The organism is Actinomadura sp. RB99 (genome assembly GCF_014706005.1).
Classification (GTDB): domain Bacteria; phylum Actinomycetota; class Actinomycetes; order Streptosporangiales; family Streptosporangiaceae; genus Spirillospora.
The window spans coordinates 1-16154 of record NZ_JABMCA010000122.1; the positions used below are offsets into that span (position 1 = coordinate 1).

The 16154-nt window shown below is 73.4% G+C and carries 17 protein-coding genes; 6 read left to right on the top strand and 11 right to left on the bottom strand.

Annotated elements, in window-relative coordinates:
* Positions 1–776: hypothetical protein (locus tag amrb99_RS47395; protein ID WP_190868675.1), on the top strand; the 776-nt coding region annotated here is incomplete at its 5' end.
* Between the two features lie 98 nt (positions 777–874).
* On the opposite strand, the gene amrb99_RS47400 is transcribed toward amrb99_RS47395, so the two are convergent.
* From amrb99_RS47400 to ligD (amrb99_RS47430), 7 genes are all read right to left on the bottom strand, one after another.
* Positions 875–1213 carry a hypothetical protein gene (locus tag amrb99_RS47400; protein ID WP_241756625.1) on the bottom strand — a complete coding sequence of 113 codons (339 nt, stop codon included), beginning with the start codon at positions 1211–1213 and terminating at the stop codon, positions 875–877.
* 158 nt (positions 1214–1371) lie between these two features.
* Complete coding sequence (locus tag amrb99_RS47405; RefSeq protein ID WP_190868677.1) at positions 1372–1605, bottom strand: DUF3107 family protein; 234 nt, start codon at positions 1603–1605, stop codon at positions 1372–1374.
* Between the two features lie 114 nt (positions 1606–1719).
* On the bottom strand, positions 1720–2349 hold the full coding sequence (locus amrb99_RS47410; RefSeq protein WP_190868678.1) for a TetR/AcrR family transcriptional regulator: 630 nt from the start codon (positions 2347–2349) through the stop codon (positions 1720–1722).
* A gap of 226 nt (positions 2350–2575) precedes the next feature.
* Positions 2576–2785 carry a hypothetical protein gene (locus amrb99_RS47415; RefSeq protein ID WP_190868679.1) on the bottom strand — a complete coding sequence of 70 codons (210 nt, stop codon included), beginning with the start codon at positions 2783–2785 and terminating at the stop codon, positions 2576–2578.
* 37 nt (positions 2786–2822) lie between these two features.
* On the bottom strand, positions 2823–4148 hold the full coding sequence (locus amrb99_RS47420) for an NAD(P)/FAD-dependent oxidoreductase (RefSeq protein ID WP_194737836.1): 1326 nt from the start codon (positions 4146–4148) through the stop codon (positions 2823–2825).
* Between the two features lie 150 nt (positions 4149–4298).
* Entirely contained in the window at positions 4299–5204 is a 906-nt protein-coding gene (ligD, locus tag amrb99_RS47425) for a non-homologous end-joining DNA ligase (RefSeq protein ID WP_190868680.1), read from the bottom strand.
* Positions 5205–5228: 24 nt separating this feature from the next.
* Positions 5229–6203, bottom strand: a complete 975-nt coding sequence (gene ligD, locus amrb99_RS47430; RefSeq protein ID WP_190868681.1) for a non-homologous end-joining DNA ligase — start codon at positions 6201–6203, stop codon at positions 5229–5231.
* A 119-nt stretch (positions 6204–6322) separates the two neighbouring features.
* Here ligD (amrb99_RS47430) and amrb99_RS47435 point away from each other — a divergent pair, with 119 nt between their 5' ends.
* On the top strand, positions 6323–7237 hold the full coding sequence (locus tag amrb99_RS47435; RefSeq protein ID WP_190868682.1) for a Ku protein: 915 nt from the start codon (positions 6323–6325) through the stop codon (positions 7235–7237).
* Positions 7238–7255: 18 nt separating this feature from the next.
* Here the strand turns inward: amrb99_RS47435 and amrb99_RS47440 are convergent, their stop codons facing one another.
* From amrb99_RS47440 to amrb99_RS47450, 3 genes are all read right to left on the bottom strand, one after another.
* Positions 7256–8038: an SGNH/GDSL hydrolase family protein gene (locus amrb99_RS47440; RefSeq protein WP_347257174.1), complete on the bottom strand. Its 783-nt coding sequence runs from the start codon at positions 8036–8038 to the stop codon at positions 7256–7258.
* Positions 8039–8122: 84 nt separating this feature from the next.
* Positions 8123–8425 (bottom strand): hypothetical protein, encoded by a 303-nt coding sequence (locus amrb99_RS47445; RefSeq protein ID WP_190868684.1) that lies wholly within the window; start codon positions 8423–8425, stop codon positions 8123–8125.
* Positions 8426–8689: 264 nt separating this feature from the next.
* A complete protein-coding gene (locus amrb99_RS47450) occupies positions 8690–10870 on the bottom strand; it encodes an MMPL family transporter (RefSeq protein ID WP_190868685.1) in 2181 nt (726 codons plus the stop codon).
* A 165-nt stretch (positions 10871–11035) separates the two neighbouring features.
* Between amrb99_RS47450 and amrb99_RS47455 the strand changes: the two genes are divergently transcribed.
* Entirely contained in the window at positions 11036–11755 is a 720-nt protein-coding gene (locus amrb99_RS47455; protein WP_190868686.1) for a WHG domain-containing protein, read from the top strand.
* A 113-nt stretch (positions 11756–11868) separates the two neighbouring features.
* Here the strand turns inward: amrb99_RS47455 and moeZ are convergent, their stop codons facing one another.
* Positions 11869–13050: an adenylyltransferase/sulfurtransferase MoeZ gene (gene moeZ / locus amrb99_RS47460; protein ID WP_190868687.1), complete on the bottom strand. Its 1182-nt coding sequence runs from the start codon at positions 13048–13050 to the stop codon at positions 11869–11871.
* 276 nt (positions 13051–13326) lie between these two features.
* Between moeZ and amrb99_RS47465 the strand changes: the two genes are divergently transcribed.
* From amrb99_RS47465 to amrb99_RS47475, 3 genes are all read left to right on the top strand, one after another.
* The gene (locus amrb99_RS47465; RefSeq protein ID WP_190868688.1) at positions 13327–13521 is read left to right on the top strand and encodes a CsbD family protein; all 195 of its coding nucleotides are present in this window, start codon (positions 13327–13329) and stop codon (positions 13519–13521) included.
* A gap of 456 nt (positions 13522–13977) precedes the next feature.
* A complete protein-coding gene (locus amrb99_RS47470; protein WP_190868689.1) occupies positions 13978–14748 on the top strand; it encodes a hypothetical protein in 771 nt (256 codons plus the stop codon).
* Positions 14742–16154 (top strand): S8 family serine peptidase (locus tag amrb99_RS47475; protein ID WP_241756626.1); only part of this gene is annotated, 1413 nt, incomplete at its 3' end. The genes amrb99_RS47470 and amrb99_RS47475, both read left to right, overlap by 7 nt.

A 16154-nucleotide genomic window follows, 5' to 3' on the forward strand; every position in this document is an offset into this window, starting at 1 on the left:
CTGCCGCCGCCGCGCTCGCGGCGGGCGGCGCCGGGGCCTACACGGCCGCCTCCTCCGGGGGCGGCGGCGCGCAGGCGCGGACGGACCTGCGGGTGCGGCCCGTGTCGGTCGTCCGGACGACCGGCCATCCCGCGACGCGCGTCACGGCGAGCTACCCGCAGCTGAGCGGGCTGCCCGCCGCGGTGCTGGCGAAGGCCAACGCGGCGGTCCGCGAGCCCGCCGAGAGCTGGGCGCGGAGGGCCGGCCAGGAGCTGGCCGCCTTCACCGGCACCGGCGACCCGCCGACCCCCTACACGGGCAAGGTGACCTACGAGGTGGGGCTGAACGGGCCGAAGCTGTTCTCCGTCCGCTACTCCTACAGCGGGACTGTCCTGACCAGGAACACGGCCCTGGCGCAGATGGTCACGGTCGACCTGACCACCGGGCGCGCGGTGCCGCCCCGCGACTTCTTCCGGGCGGACGCGCTCACGACGGCGAGCACCCGCGCCTTCACCCGCCTGCTGATCGAGTACGGGCCCGGCGGCGGCTCCCTGTGCGAGAACGAGCCGGCGGGTCCGGACACCGGTGCCGTCACGCCCGCGATGATCAGGGACGGCAACGTCCAGGTGCTGCCGACGCGCAAGGGGATCGACTTCTACCCGCCGGAGCCCGCGCTGGGCTACAGCATGGCCTGCGGACGGGCCTGGCGGGCGTTCAGCGTGCCGTACCGGCGGCTCGGCCCGTTCATCCGCCCGGACGTCTTCCGCGCGGCGGGCGTCGCCGTACCGTCGCCCTGACGCCCCGGACAGGGGAAGGCCCCCGCTCGCGGGGGGAGCGGGGGCCTTCCATGGTGCCGGCCGGGAAGCCGGGGGATCGCCCGGCCGGAGGGGGCCGGTCAGAAGCTGCGGCTGCGCCGGCGTCCGCCCCAGCGGCCGCCGCCGCGGCTGTTGAGCGAGGTCAGCGCGGCCACGCCGATCGCGGCGATCACCACCGCGAAGATGAGCGCGATGACCCAGCCGGCGCCGAGCGCGGAGGCGATCGCGCCGCCGAGGATCGCGCCGACGATGCCCACGCCGATCGTCAGCAGGATGCCGATCGGGTTGCGGCCGGGCACGATGAGCCGTGCCAGCGCCCCGACCACGGCACCGGCGATGATGAACCAGAGGATCGTCAGCATCTCAGTCAGTCCGTTTCGTTTCCGGGGGGCCGGAAGATCCGGCCCGTTGGTCGCCAACCGGTATGCCCGTTCCTCCGGAAACAAACAAAATCTTCGTCAAGACGCTTGCCGACCTGCCGGGACATCAGCTACAGCAGCCGACCGGACGCGCCGCGTGACGGCCCGCGCGCGGCCACCGAACCTCGCAGGGTCACCGGCGCACGCGCGGTCACGGCTCACGCGTACTGGGTGCCGAAGCCCACGCCGCGGCGCTCGTCCTCGGCGATCTCCAGGTAGCCGACCCGCTCGGCGGGCACGACGACCCGCCCCGCGCGCCGGTCCTTCAGCACGAACACCCCGCGCGGCTCCGCCAGCGCGCCGGCGAGGGCCTCCTGCACCTCGTCGGCGGACTGGTCGGTCTCCACGACGATCTCCTTCGGCACGTTCTGCACGCCGATCCGAACCTGCACGCGCTGCTCCCCTCGTCGGTCCCGTCCCGGCACCCGCGGGACGGTCCTTCGATGGTCGCACGGAGACCGGCGGATCGGCCGTCCCGCCGCTTCGCCGCGAGTGAAACGCGGCGGTCAGCCCTGCTCGCCGGTCCGCGGGAAGCCGGAGATGCCGCGCCAGGCGAGGCGGGCGATGATCTTCTCGGCGGTGTCCTTGGGGATCGCGCGGTGCTGCGACAGCCAGAACCGGGCGCTGACCTCGGCCATCCCGACCAGGCCCATGCCGAGCAGGTGGGCCTCGTCGCTGGCGGCGCCGGTGTCCTCGGCGATCACCTGGGCGATCATCTCGGCGCACTGCTGGTTGGCGCGGTCGACGCGGGCCCGGACGGGCGCCACGTTGCGCAGGTCCGACTCGAAGACCAGCCGGTACGCCTCGCCGTCGCCGGCCACGAAGTCGTAGAACGCCTGCATGCTCGCCTGCACGCGCAGCTTGTTGTCCGTGGTGGACTCCAGCGCGTCGCGCACGGTCTTCACCAGCGCCTCGGCGTGCTCGTCCAGCAGGGCCAGGTACAGCTCCAGCTTGCCCGGGAAGTGCTGGTAGAGCACGGGCTTGCTGACGCCCGCGCGCTCGGCGATCTCGTCCATCGCCGCCGCGTGGTACCCCTGCGCGACGAACACCTCCTGGGCCGCGCCGAGCAGTTGCCTGCGGCGCGCCAGCCGCGGCAGGCGCGTGCCACGGGGGCGTGCGTCCGGGGTAGCCGTCACCACACTCTCCGATCACCAGATCAGTGCGACGGTAGAGGGTGTCCGTCGCGGGGAAACAATCCCACCATCCTACGCGCCGGTAACCTCGTGGGTCACTAACAAAGACCACCGACGTTCCTCGCGCGCGCAGGTCAGTGTATTTCCGGCGGCGGACCGCCGCAGCCGGACGCGTCGTCCGCCGGACCCGGACGGACGCTCCGGTGCGGCGGCCGCGGGCCGCCGGCGGTCAGCGGTAGTCGTCCTCGTCGAGCGGGATCTCCCGGTGCTGCTCGGCGGCGTCGGCCTCGTTGACGTCCATCGGCAGCTGCGCCGCCCACTCGGTCGTCTCCTCGCCGTCCTCGCCCTCCTCGCCGAGGTCGGCCCGCTGCTCGGCGGTGTCGGCCTCGTTGGCGTCCTCGGGCAGCGGCTCCCGCTCCAGGTCGTCGGTCTCGCTCATCACGCGTCCTCCTCGGAAGGGCCCATCGGAAGGTCCGTCACAGGCGGCCGGCCAGTTCCCGCAGCGGCGCCTCCACGGACTCGCCGTAGGTCGGGAACGCGTGCACGACGTCGGTGAGCACGCTCAGCGGCGTCTCCGCGCGGATGGCCAGCGCGATCTCGCTCATCCACTCCTCAGCGTAGAGTCCGGCGGCGGCGGCGCCGATCAGCAGCCCCCGGGAGCGGTCGGCGTACAACTCGACCCGGCCGCGATCGTCGGCCTCGACCGCCGCCCGCGCCGTCGCGGCGAGGTCGTACCCGGCGGTGAGGAGGTCTATTCCGAGTTCCTCCGCCTGCTTCGGGGAGATCCCGACCGCGTAGACGGTGGGGGTCGTGTACACGACCCGGGGGATCGCGCGGTAGTCGGCCGCGCGGTGCTCGCCGAGCAGGTTGGCCAGGACGAGCCGCGCCTGGTAGCGGGCGGCGTGCGTGGTGCGGGCGACGCCGGTGACGTCGCCCGCCGCCCACACGTCGCCGGACGTCGACGGGACCCGGCACGTCTCGTCCACCGGCACGCCGTGGCCGGGCGACGTGGCGACGCCGAGGGTCTCCAGGCCGAGCCCCTCGACCCGGGGGCGGCGCCCGGCGGCGACCAGGATCCGGTCGGCGTCCAGCGTGCCGCCGTCCGACAGCCACAGCCGCAGCCCCGACTCCTTGCGCTCGACGTGGCTCAGGCCGGCGCCGAGGCGCAGGTCGACGCCCATCCGGCGGAGCGCGTCGGCGAGCACCTCCCCGGCGAACGGCGCCTCGGCGGTCAGCAGCCGCCCGGACGCCTCGACCAGCGACACCTGCGAGCCGAACGCCGCGTACACCTGCGCCAGCTCGCAGCCGACCGGGCCGCCGCCGAGGACGACGAGCCGGCGCGGCAGGTCGGGCACCGACAGGGCGCCGTCGCTCGTCCACAGCGGTACGTCGGCGAGGCCGTCGACGGGCGGGATCACCGGCTCGCTGCCGGTGCACAGCACGAGGTCGCCGAAGCCGTGCTCGGCGCCGTCCACCTCGATCCGGCCGGGCGCGGTCACCTGGCCGCGGCCGCGCAGCACGGTGACGCCCTCCTCGGCCATCCGGGCGACGATCCGCTCGTCGGCGCGGTACCCGGTGAGGGCGTCGCGGCGGGCGACCGCCATCTCCCAGGTCTCCCCGCGCCGCGCCGACAGCAGCAGCGATTTGGACGGGACGCACGCGAAATACCGCGATTCACCGCCGACCAGGCGGTTCTCGACGAGCGCGACGTCGCGCCCGGCGCGGGCGAGGCCGGTCGCGACCAGCTCTCCCGCCGTCCCCCCGCCCAGCACCACGGCGTCGTAGTGATGGTTCTGCGACAACTGATCTTCCTTCCGCACCGGCGGGTGTGTCCCCGCTCACATTGCGTCCCCGTGCTCATGGTGGCGGAAGTCGGCGCCGGAGCGTGGCCGTTCGGACACATACGGCGCCCGAAAAGGGGGAGATCGTGTCGCGGCGGCGGGCCGGCGGGGTCACGGGAGGGCGCGCCTGCGCCCGTCCAGCAGGGGTTCCAGCAGGTCCCCGTGCTTGTCGACCCGGCCGAGCACCTCGTCGGGGGAGAACACCAGGTCGGCGGCGTCCCCGCAGGACTCCAGCTCGTCCCAGGTGATCGGGGTGGACACCGACGGGCTGGACGCGGCGCGCAGCGAGTAGGGCGCGACGGTCGTCTTGGCCGGGTTGTTCTGGCTCCAGTCCACGAAGACCCTGCCCTTGCGCAGCCGCTTCTCCATCTTCGCGACGACCAGGTCCGGATGCTCCGACGCGAGGCGCTGCGCGGCGGCCTTGGCGTACTCCGACGTCCGCGCCGCGTCGTTCGGCTCCTTGATCGGCACGTACAGGTGCAGGCCCTTCTTGCCGCTGGTCTTCGGGTAGGAGTCGAAGCCGTCCTCGGCGAGCACGTCGCGCAGCAGCCCGGCCACCTCGCACGCCTCGACGATCGTCGCGGGCGCCCCCGGGTCCAGGTCGAACACCACCAGGTCGGGGGCGCGCAGCCCGCCGCGCGGGCCGACCTTCCACTGCGGGACGTGCAGTTCCAGCGCGGCGAGGTTCGCGCACCACACGAGCGTCGGCAGGTCGTCGACGACGACGAAGTCCGCCGTCTCGCGGCCGGACGAGCTGCCCGGCGTGGGGATCTCCGCCGTCCGCACCCAGTCCGGTGTGTGCGAGGGCGCGTTCTTCTCGAAGAACTTCCCGCCGTCCACGCCCTCCGGCCAGCGGATCCGGGTGGCCGGACGGTCCTTCAGGTGCGGCAGCATCACCGGCGCGATCCGCGCGTAGTAGTCGATGACCTCGCCCTTGGTGAACTCCGGGTACAGGTTCTTGTCGAGGTTGGACAGGCTGAGCCGGCGGCCGTCCACCTCGACCTGCCGGCCGCTCACCACGGGTGCTCCGGCGCGGGGGTCTCACTGCTCACTCGTGACCTCCAGGGGGTCCTTGTCGTCGCGCAGCCCGCGCCAGGACGGGAAACGGAGGCGGCCGTCCCTGGTGCGGGCGCTGTAGGCGACCTCCCCGACGAGGCGCGGCTCAACCCACTGGGCGTCGCGGGCGTGCTCGCGCGGGACGGCCTCGTCGAACGGGCTGGTCGGGCGGCGCAGCGGCCACAGCGCCTCGTACAGCTCGTCGAGGACCCGGTCGCTGAAACCGGTGCCGACGTGCCCGACGAACCCGAGCCGCCCCTTGGGGTCGTACTCGCCGAGCAGCAGCGAGCCGACGCCGCCCTCCCGGCGTCCCCGGCCGGGCTTCCAGCCGCAGACGACCACCTCGCGGGTCTGGAAGTTCTTCACCTTGCGCCAGAAGTCGACGCGGCGGCCCGGCCGGTACGGGGAGTCCAGCCGCTTGGCGAGCAGGCCCTCCAGGTGCTCCTCGATGGTGAAGGCGAGCAGCTCGTCCACCTGGGTGGTGTCGCCGCCGTGCAGGTAGGGGGGCACCTCGACGGGTCCGCTGCCGGCGAGGTCGAGGCCGTCGAGCAGCGACCGCCGCTCGGCGTAGGGGACGTCGTAGAGCACCCGGCCGTCCAGGAACAGCACGTCGAAGACCACGTACCGGACGGGGACCTCGCGGATCAGCCGGGGGTGCGGCTCGGACACGTGCATCCGCCGCTGGAGGCGCTCGAAGCTCGGCCGGCCCCGCTCGAACGCGACGATCTCGCCGTCCAGCACGACGTCGTGGTCGGGCAGCAGATCGGCGAGCGCGGTGAGCTCGGGGTAGCGCGAGGTCACGTCGTTCCCGCGCCGGCCGGTGGCGCGGACGCCGTCCGGCGACACCTGCGAGACGACCCGGACGCCGTCCCATTTGAGCTCCAGGCCCCAGCGTCCGCCGTCGTCGGGGAGGTCGCCGGTGGCGGCCATCATCGGCTCGACGGGCCATGGCATGGTCATACCGGCGTCTTACCCGATGCCCGCGCCCAAGAAAAGGATCAAGTGCCCGTTATGGCGCAAATCGAACGGGGTTGCGACGCTAAGGGGAGGAGCGGACCGGGCTGGGTAAGGACAACGGCATGCGGAGCATCTGGAAGGGCGCTATCTCGTTCGGGCTGGTGACGATCCCGGTGAAGCTGTACTCCGCGACCGAGCAGCGGGACGTCAGCTTCCACCAGGTGCACCGGGAGGACGGCGGCCGCATCCGGTACAAGCGGGTCTGCACCGTCGACGGCGAGGAGGTGCCGTACTCCGACATCGCGAAGGGGTACGAGCTGCCGAGCGGCGAGATGGTGATCCTCACCGACGAGGACTTCGCCGACCTGCCGCTGACCACCAGTCGCCGCATCGACGTGCTCCAGTTCGTCGAGGAGTCCGAGGTCGACCCGATCTACTTCGCCAAGTCCTATTACCTGGAGCCGGACGCGCAGGGCGCGAAGCCGTACGTGCTGCTGCGCGACGCGTTGGAGAACTCCGACCAGGTCGCCATCGTGAAGGTGGCGCTGCGGCAGCGCGAGTCGCTGGCGACGCTGCGGGTGCGGGGCGGCGTGTTCGTCCTGGAGACGATGCTGTGGCCGGACGAGGTGCGCGAGCCCGACTTCCCGTTCCTGGACGAGGACATCGAGGTCCGCAAGCAGGAGCTGTCGATGGCGTCGTCGCTGATCGACTCGATGGCGGGCGACTTCGACCCGAGCGAGTACAAGGACGCCTACCGGGAGGCGCTCCAGGCGGTGATCGACGCGAAGGTCGAGGGGCGCAAGGTGACCCGGCCGTCCGAGGAGGCCGAGGAGGAGCCCGCGGCGGACCTGCTGAGCGCGCTGCGCGCCAGCGTCGAGGCGGCGAAGAAGAGCCGCGGCGGCGGGGGCGGCGGCAAGGCGGCGTCGTCGTCGGAGAAGGAGACGCCGAAGAAGCCCGCGCCGCGCGGCCGCAAGGCGCCGTCGAAGTCCGGCGGGAAGAAGGAGCCGGCGAAGAGCCGCACCCGCAAGTCGGCCTAGCCCCCGCGGACGTCCGGGCTACTCGATCGGCGCCAGCGTGGGGCGCTTGGCGGTGACCAGGTCGCCGGACGAGCGGCCGCGCAGCCGCCGCCCGACCCACGGGGCCAGGTAGCCGCGCGCCCAGCGGGCGTTCGCCAGCCGCTGCGCGCCCCGGCTCAGCTCCGGCAGCGGCTCCAGCGCCGGCTCGCGCCAGTCGCCGGCGTCCGGGACGCCGAGGGCCTCCAGCATCGCGAGCGCGACGCGCCGGTGCCCCTCGGGCGACATGTGCAGGCGGTCGACGCTCCAGCAGCGCCAGTCGCGCAGGACGTCCATGGACCACTGGTCGACGACGAACGCGCCGCGGCGGGCCGCGATCGCCCGCAGGTGCTCGTTGTAGACGGCGACGCGCCCGCGCGTGCGCCGGATGACGGGGGAGCCGACCGGGTCGACGCCGGTGAACAGCACCGCGTCGGCGCCGGCCGCGCGGATCGCGGCGACGGCCTCGTCCATCCGGGCGGCGAGCGCGTCGATGTCGAGGCCGGGCCGCAGCAGGTCGTTGCCGCCGCCCGACACCGACACGAGGTCGGGCTTCAGGTCCAGGGCGGCGGGGAGCTGCTCGTCGACGATCCGGTCCAGCAGCCGGCCGCGGACCGCCAGGTTGGCGTAGCCGAACCGGGGCGCGCCGGGCCCGTCCGACCGGGCGGCGAGCTCGGCCGCCACCCGGTCCGCCCAGCCGCGCCAGCCTCCGCCGGCGTCCCCGGCGGGGTCGCCGACCCCTTCCGTGAAGGAGTCGCCGATCGCCGCATACCGCGTCCAGAGCATGACCGACATGCTATGTGACCTGCGTTGATCTCCGAACCGTCCGGGATGTGAGCCCGCTCTCGCGGCGGACGGCCCGCGGCGGGGTCACGCGTCGCGGCGGACGGCCAGCACGCGGATCAGCATCGAGGCGGCGGCGGACGCGTCGGTGCACGGCGCGATCCGCTCGCCCCAGCCGTAGAAGTACGACCACGAGCCGTCGGAACGTTCCTGGACGGCGATCACGTTCTCGTTGAACATCCGCATCTCGGGGTTGGCGACGAGCGCGGAGGGCCAGCGGTCCGACGGCGGGGCCAGCTCCACCGTCCAGCCGCGCGAGCGCAGCTCCTCGGTCAGGCGCTCCAGGTGGCCGAGGGCGACGTCGGCCTCGGTGGTCGCCAGCGTGGGCATGGTGCCTCCAGGGGAATACCCGTGAACGGGTGCGGGAGAGGGTCGCCGGGCGCGGGCCGTCGCGGTGCGCGTCACACGAACGGCGCGGGGCGAACGTCATTCAGTTTCCCGCCGGGTGAGGCGGACCACAAGCGCTTTGGAATTTTGGCGACCGTTTTCTCCCGCGCCTTTCTCCCGCGCCCTTCCGGAACGCGCCGCGAGGCCGCGCCCCGCGCGCGGCGGGACACGGCCTCGGACCTGCCTCGGACAGGGGCGTCCGGGCGCTCAGTGCGCGGACGCCGGCTCCTGCGAACGCGGCGGCGGGGCGGAGTCGCCCTCGCGGAGCCCATACCGCCCGTACAGCCGGGCCAGCGGGCCGGGCGCCCACCAGTTCGCGCGGCCGAGCAGCCGCATCGTCGCCGGCACCAGCAGCGCCCGGACGACCGTCGCGTCCACCAGGATCGCGACCGCCATCCCCACGCCGGTCATCTTGATGAACGCGACGCCGGACGTGGCGAACGCGCCGATCACGACGATGAACAGCAGCGCGGCGCTGGTGATGATGGCGCCGGTGCGCTGCACCCCGGTCGCGACCGCGGTGGTGTTGGAGCCGGTCAGGTCGTACTGCTCGCGGACCCGCGACAGCAGGAACACCTCGTAGTCCATCGAGATGCCGAACAGCATCGCCAGCATCAGGATCGGCATCGACGGGGAGATGGCACCGGTCGCGGTGAAGTCCAGGAGGCCGGACAGGTGCCCGTCCTGGAAGATCAGCACGACCACGCCGAACGTCGCCGACAGCGACAGCATGTTCATCACGATCGCCTTCAGCGGCAGCACCACCGAGCCGAACGCGAGGAACAGCAGCGCGAACGTGACGCCGCCGACGAGCAGCGCCAGCCACGGCAGCGTCCCGCCGATGCTGGACAGCTGGTCGACGACGTCGGCGGTGCCGCCGCCGACGTAGGAGCGCGCGCCGGGCGGCGGCGGGACGTCCCGGACGCGGTGGACGAGGTCGCGCGCGGCGGCGGAGTCGGGCTCGGCGGAGTAGGTGAGCGCGATCCGCGTCGTCTCGCCCTTCGCGCCGGTCACGGTCGCGCCGGTCGCGCCGGGCAGCGCCGCGAGCCGGTCGCCGTACGACTGGATCGCGGCCCGGTCGGACGTGCCGGTCACGACCGCCTGGATCGCTTCGGTGGAGTTGCTCGGGAACTCGGTCTGCAGCGCCTCGGAGACGACCCGCGCGTCGGCGCCGGACGGCAGCACCTTGGCGTCCACACCGCCCCAGTTGATGTGGAGGAAGGGGCTGCCCAGCGTCAGCAGCAGCGCGACGGTGGCGACGGCGTAGACCACCGGGCGGCGCATCACGCTGTGCGCGAGCCGGCCCCACCAGCCGTCCGCCTCGCCCCGCGCCGCCGCGGCGGCGGCCTTGCGGCGGCGGATCGGCAGGGCGTTCACCTTCGTGCCGAGGACGGCCAGCAGCGCCGGCAGCACGGTCAGCGCGCCGATCATGCAGACGAAGACGGTGGCGATGCCGCCGTAGCCCATCGAGACCAGGAAGTTCTGGTCGAACAGCAGCAGCCCGGACAGCGACACCGCGACCGTGACGCCGGAGACCGCGACGGTCCGCCCGGCCGTGGCCATCGTCGCGGCGACCGCGTCCTCGGCGGTGGCGCCGTCGCGCCGGATCTCCTCCCGGAACCGGCTGACCATGAACAGGCCGTAGTCGATCGCGAGGCCGAGCCCGAGGAACGTCGTGATGTTCACCGCGAAGATCGACACGTCGGTGACGTAGGTGAGCGCGTGCAGCGCGGTGAACGAGCCGAGGATGGCCAGCCCGCCGATCAGCAGCGGCAGGCTCGCCGACACCAGCCCGCCGAAGATCAGCACGAGCAGCACCAGCAGCACCGGCATGGCCATGCCCTCGGCCCGGCCGATGTCGGAGGAGACGCGCTCGTTGATGGCGGTCTGGGTGCCGAGGTAGCCGCCGACCTTGGCGGTCAGCCCGCCGCCGACGTCGGTGAGGTCGTCCTTGATCGCGTCGTAGGAGTCCTGCCGCGCCGCCTGGTCCTTGCCGGTGAGCTGCAGCACGGCGTAGGTGGAGCCGCGGTCCTTGCCGACGAACTGCGGCGCCTTGGTCGTCCAGTAGGTGGCCGTCCCGGCGACCTTGCCCTGGGGCAGCGCGGCCAGCGCCTTCTCCACCGACGCGCGGTAGGACGGGTCGTCCACCGTCATGCCGGGGCGCCCCTGGTAGAGGACCACCACGTCGGCCTGGTCGCGCCCGAGGTCCCGTTCGGCGATCTTCGTCGCCTGGGCGCTCTCGCTGCCGGGCGTGTCGAAGCCGCCGGACGAGGTGAGCGCGCCGAACACGCCCGTCCCCCATACGGCGGCGAAGACCAGCGCGGCTCCCGCGACCGCGAGCACCCACCGCCGCCGGCGGTGCACCCAGCGGCCCCATCGCTCGAACATCGTCGTTCCCCCTGCCTGTTACACCGCGTCACGTCGGTGAACGCCGTAAACTAGCGAACGCTGTAAACTTTGCATATGACGTTCACTTTCGTCAATGGTGTTTTTGGGGAATCATGCGGGGGCGGCCGGTGACGGCCGGATCCCGGGGAGGAAGTGGGGCGGAGCGTGACGACACGGCGTGACCGGCTGCGCGAGGCGACGGTCCGGGAGATCTCCGAGACCGCGCGGCGGATCCTCGTGGAGCAGGGGCCCGAGGCGGTGACCCTGCGCGCCATCGCCCGCGAGATGGGGATGACCGCGCCCGCGCTCTACCGCTACTACGACAGCCACTCCGAACTGCTGCGCCACGTCGTCGGCGACGTCTACACCGAGCTGACGGCCGAGCTCCAGGCGGCGATCGCGCGGGTGCCGCACGACGACATGAGCGGCAAGTTCCTGTCCGTCGCCCGGCAGTTCCGCCGCTGGTCGCTCGGGCACCCCCGCGAGTACGCGCTGCTGTTCGGCGCCCCGATCCGCGGCCTCGACCCCGACGAGCAGGCCGACTTCGCCGAGGAGTGCGCCCGCCAGTTCGGCTGGACGTTCATGTCGCTGTTCCTGGAGCTGTGGCAGAAGAAGCCGTTCCCCGTCCCGCCCGACGAGGAGCTCGACCCGGACCTGCTTCCCCAGCTGCGCCGCTACCGCGAGGAGCGCCTCGGCGTCTCGCTCCCCCTCGGGGTGATCCAGCAGTTCCTCAAGTGCTGGGTGCGGCTCCAGGGCAGCGTCAGCCTGGAGGCGTTCGGCCACCTCGGCTTCGCCCTCGACGACGCCGCGCCCATGTTCGAGCTCATGCTCCAGGAGATAGCCCCGCCCCTCGGCCTCACCTACAGTCCGCCCGAGAAGGACTGATCGAGCCGGGCGGACCGGAACCGCCCGGGCAGCACGAAGCCCCCGGATCCGTGCGGATCCGGGGGCTCGGTGGACGCGGGGACGCCGCGTCAGTGCGTCAACACGTCGGCGCGTCAGTAGCTGGGCTGGCTCGGGTCGATCTGCTTCACCCAGGCCAGGATGCCGCCGCCGACGTGCACGGCGTCGCCGAAGCCGGCGTTCTTCACCACGGCGAGGGCCTCGGCCGAGCGGACGCCCGACTTGCAGTGCAGCACGATCTTCTTGTCCTGCGGCAGCCGCTCCAGCGCCGACCCGTTCAGGAACTCGCCCTTCGGGATCAGCGTCGCGCCCGGGATCGAGACGATCTCGTACTCGTTCGGCTCGCGGACGTCCACCAGGAAGATGTCGTCGCCGCGGTCCTGCATCGCCTTCAGGTCCAGGACGGTGATCGTCGAGTCCTTGGCGGCCTCGGTGGCCTCCTCCGACACCGCGCCGCAGAAGGCCTCGTAGTCCTCCAGCAGCTCGGTCTGCGTCGGGTTCTTGCCGCACAGCGGGCACTCGGGGTCCTTGCGGACCTTGACCGACCGGTACGTCATCTCCAGGGCGTCGTAGATCATCAGCCGGCCGACCAGCGGCTCGCCGATGCCGGTCAGCAGCTTGATGGCCTCGTTCACCTGGATCGAGCCGATCGACGCGCACAGCACGCCGAGGACGCCGCCCTCGGCGCACGACGGGACCATGCCGGGCGGCGGCGGCTCCGGGTAGAGGCAGCGGTAGCAGGGGCCGTGCTCGGCCCAGAACACCGACGCCTGGCCGTCGAACCGGTAGATGGAGCCCCACACGTACGGCTTGCCGAGCAGCACCGCCGCGTCGTTCACCATGTAGCGGGTCGCGAAGTTGTCGGTGCCGTCCAGGATCAGGTCGTACTGGGCGAACACGTCCATGATGTTGTCGCGGTCGAGCGCGAAGTCGTGCACGACCACGTCGATCAGCGGGTTGATCTCGCGGACCGTCTCGGCGGCCGACTCGACCTTCGGCTTGCCCAGCGACGACTGCCGGTGGATGATCTGGCGCTGCAGGTTCGACTCGTCCACGACGTCGAAGTCGACGACGCCGAGGGTGCCGACGCCGGCGGCGGCCAGGTAGAGCAGCGCGGGGGAGCCGAGACCGCCCGCGCCGACGACCAGGACCTTGGCGTTCTTGAGGCGCTTCTGCCCGGCCATCCCCACGTCGGGGATGATGAGGTGCCGCGAGTAGCGGTTGACCTCGTCGCGGGTGAGCTCCGCTGCGGGCTCGACCAGAGGTGGCAACGACACGGTGGGTGCTCCTGTGCTGACGCTCGGCTGTTACGGGGGCGGGACGTCGTCGTCCCCTCACGGGACAACCTTGCCATGTCCGCCCGCATTCCCCTAAGGCCGGTGGCCGGAAACGCCCATGCCAGCGCCCCTGCCGCCGGTCCGGACGGGGCCGGTGGGGACGGTGTGGCGGGGGTCCGCCGCCGGGGTGTGGCGGGGGTCTCCCTCACGACCGCATAGATCGGGACGTAGCGGGCACCGCTTCCTTAGTACGGACCTCGTACGGAAGAAGGAGCCATGGGCATCCTCGACAAGCTCAAGAACAAGACCCAGAAGGCCAAGGGGCAGGGCAAGGAAGAGGCCGGGCGGCGCTCCGGCGACCCCTACCTGGAGGCCGAGGGCCGCAAGGACCAGGCCGCCGGCGGCGCCAAGCAGGTCGGCGAGCAGGTCAAGGACGCGGCGAAGGAGGCCCGCCGGACCATCGACCGGTGACCTCGCGCGCATTCCGCCGTGCCGGAGGGGCCCCTCTGCGGAGGGGCCCCTCCGGCACGTCCGGGGCCGGAGCGTCCGGGTTAGGACGGGCCCCCTCACCCCGATGTAAGGGCGGAATGTCATGAACCAGAGTTAATCTTGGCTGTTGTGGCATTCCTGCCCCCCTCCCAGCAGCCGCCCCCGCCTGGCCCGCACCTGCCGCCCGGCCCTCCGGCATCGTCCGGCCGGCGGCCGGACGAGCCTCCCGGCCGCCCGCCCGGACCGGGCCCCGGCGCGCCTCCGGGACCGCCCGGCCCCATGGCGCCCCCCGGCCCCGGCATGCCCGGCGCCGGAATGCCGGGGGCCTGGACGCCCGGTGGCGGCATGCCGGGTGGAGGCCGGTGGGGCGGTGGCATGCCCGGCGCCCCCGGCGGTCCGGGCGGGGGCATGCCCGGTGGCGGCATGCCCGGTGCGGGCATGCAGGGTGGGCCGCAGGAGCCCGCGATCACCGTGCTCGGGCTGCGCGCCCGCCAGTGGATGGTCGCCGCGATCGTCGTCGGCTGCGTCTACCTGGTCACCGGCACGATCGCGATCGGCGGCGTCTGGGCCGAGCTGCACCGCGACCCCACCAACGCGGAGGTGGAGTGGGCCGCCAAGGCCGAGGTCGCGCGGCGCTGGCAGGCGTGGCCCGCCGAACGGATCTTCCCCAGCAAGATCACCTACAGCCTGGAGCAGGGGCGCGGCGAGTACGCGTCCCGGACCGGCATCGTCCCCGACACCAACTGCGCCACCGGCGTCGACCAGGAGCTCGCGGAGCGCCTCCTCCAGCAGGGCTGCAAGGCCGTCCTGCGCGCCACCTACACCGACCAGCTCCAGGGCATCGTCGTCACCGTCGGCGTCATCGCGTTCGCCGACCCCTGGGCCGCCGACCGCGCCTACAAGGCGATCCCCCGCTCGCAGGGGCCGGGCGACGGCGGCGTCCGCCCCGCGCTGCGCGCCGCCCCGTTCCCCGGCACCGCGTCCGCGCGGTTCACCGACGCCGCCCGGCAGGACCGCACGTCCGACCGCGGCGGCCCCTACGTCGTGCTGACCACCTCCGGCGAGGCGGACGGCCGCCCCGCCTCGGCCGTCCGGAAGGAGCGGCCCGGCGACCCGTTCTCGATCGCGCCGCAGCTCGGCTCCGCGATCGCCCGGACGCTCTCCGCCAAGGCCCTGCCCGACTGCCACGCGCGCGGGTGGAAATGCTGACCCGGGCGCGGACGCGCCGCGAGCGGGCCGCGGGCGGGCGGCGCGCGGCGGCCGCGCGCGCACTGCTGGCGGCGGCGCTCACCGGCGCGTGCCTCCCGCTCGTCCCGGCGCCCGCGCACGCCGACATCGTCCGGGAGCGGCAGCGCGGCATCCTCGACGAGCTGGACATGAACGCCGCCTGGAAGATCACCAAGGGCCGGAACGTCACCGTCGCCCTGGTGGACTCCGGCGTCGACCCGAACCAGAAGGACATCGCCGGGTCCGTCACCGTCGGCCCCAACATGCTCGCCGCCATCGACGGCGCCGACAAGCCCGCCCACCTGCACGGCACGGGGATGGCGTCGCTGATCGCGGGGCACGGCCACGGGCCGGGCGGCCGCGACGGCGTCATCGGGATGGCGCCCGAGGCGCGGATCCTCGCCATCCGCGTCATCGGCGAGAAGGAGGACCCGAGCTACGCGCGCTACCGGAGCTCGCGGGCGGCGGAGGACGCCGTCGCGAAGGGCATCCGGTACGCCGCCGACCACGGCGCCGACGTCATCAACCTGTCGCTCGGCAAGATCAGCCTCCCCGGCCGGGACACTGAGATCCCCGCCGAGCGCGACGCCATCGGCTACGCCATCGGCAAGGGCGTCGTCGTGGTGTCGGCCGTGGGCAACAACGGCGACGACGGCGAGCTCGTGGACGGCGACGGGTTCTCGCCGTACTCCTACCCCGCGTCCTACCCGGGCGTCATCGCGGTCGCCGCCACGCAGGCGTCGCACGAGCGCGCGCCCTTCTCCAACCGCAACCTGTCGGTCGTGCTGTCCGCGCCCGGCGCCGGCCTGCCCGTCGCCGGGCCCGGCGGGGACTACTTCCTCTCCGACGGCACGAGCGACGCCAGCGCACTGGTCTCCGGGATCGCCGCGCTGATCCGCGCGCGGCACCCCAAGATGGCGCCCGCGCTGGTGTCCCAGGCCCTCATCGAGAGCGCCCGCTTCACGCCGAAGAGCGGCTACGGTCCCGACGTGGGCTTCGGCGAGGTCCACGCCCAGCGCGCCCTCGCCGCCGCCGACTCGCTCGCCAAGGGTGCGGCCGGCGCGTCCGCCGGCAAGCCCGGCGCGAAGCGCTTCGCCGACCACGACCCGGGACCGGTCACGATCATCGACCGGCCCGCCTGGGTCACCCCGGCGGTCGTCGCCGTCGTGGTGATCGGCGTCGGCGGCGTCATCGGCGCGGTCGTCGTCGCGATCGCGTTCCACCGCCGCCACCCGCGCGCCCTGCCCGCCGGCCTCGCTCCCGTCCCCGCGGGTCCCGGGGGGCCGCGGGGAGGCGGGTTCGGGGAGCGGCCGTCGTACGGGCCGTCCCGGTACGGCGGAGCACCGGGGGGTGCGCCGCCGGGCGGGCCGCCCGCGCCGCCCCAGCCC

Coding starts and splice junctions, on each gene's coding strand:
- amrb99_RS47465 (WP_190868688.1), top strand. CDS start 13,327: ATGGGCATCCTCGACAAGCTCAAGAACAAGACCCAGAAGGCCAAGGGG.
- amrb99_RS47435 (WP_190868682.1), top strand. CDS start 6,323: ATGCGGAGCATCTGGAAGGGCGCTATCTCGTTCGGGCTGGTGACGATC.
- amrb99_RS47450 (WP_190868685.1), bottom strand. CDS start 10,870: ATGTTCGAGCGATGGGGCCGCTGGGTGCACCGCCGGCGGCGGTGGGTG.
- amrb99_RS47445 (WP_190868684.1), bottom strand. CDS start 8,425: ATGCCCACGCTGGCGACCACCGAGGCCGACGTCGCCCTCGGCCACCTG.
- amrb99_RS47440 (WP_347257174.1), bottom strand. CDS start 8,038: ATGCTCTGGACGCGGTATGCGGCGATCGGCGACTCCTTCACGGAAGGG.
- ligD (WP_190868681.1), bottom strand. CDS start 6,203: ATGACCATGCCATGGCCCGTCGAGCCGATGATGGCCGCCACCGGCGAC.
- amrb99_RS47470 (WP_190868689.1), top strand. CDS start 13,978: ATGCAGGGTGGGCCGCAGGAGCCCGCGATCACCGTGCTCGGGCTGCGC.
- amrb99_RS47415 (WP_190868679.1), bottom strand. CDS start 2,785: ATGAGCGAGACCGACGACCTGGAGCGGGAGCCGCTGCCCGAGGACGCC.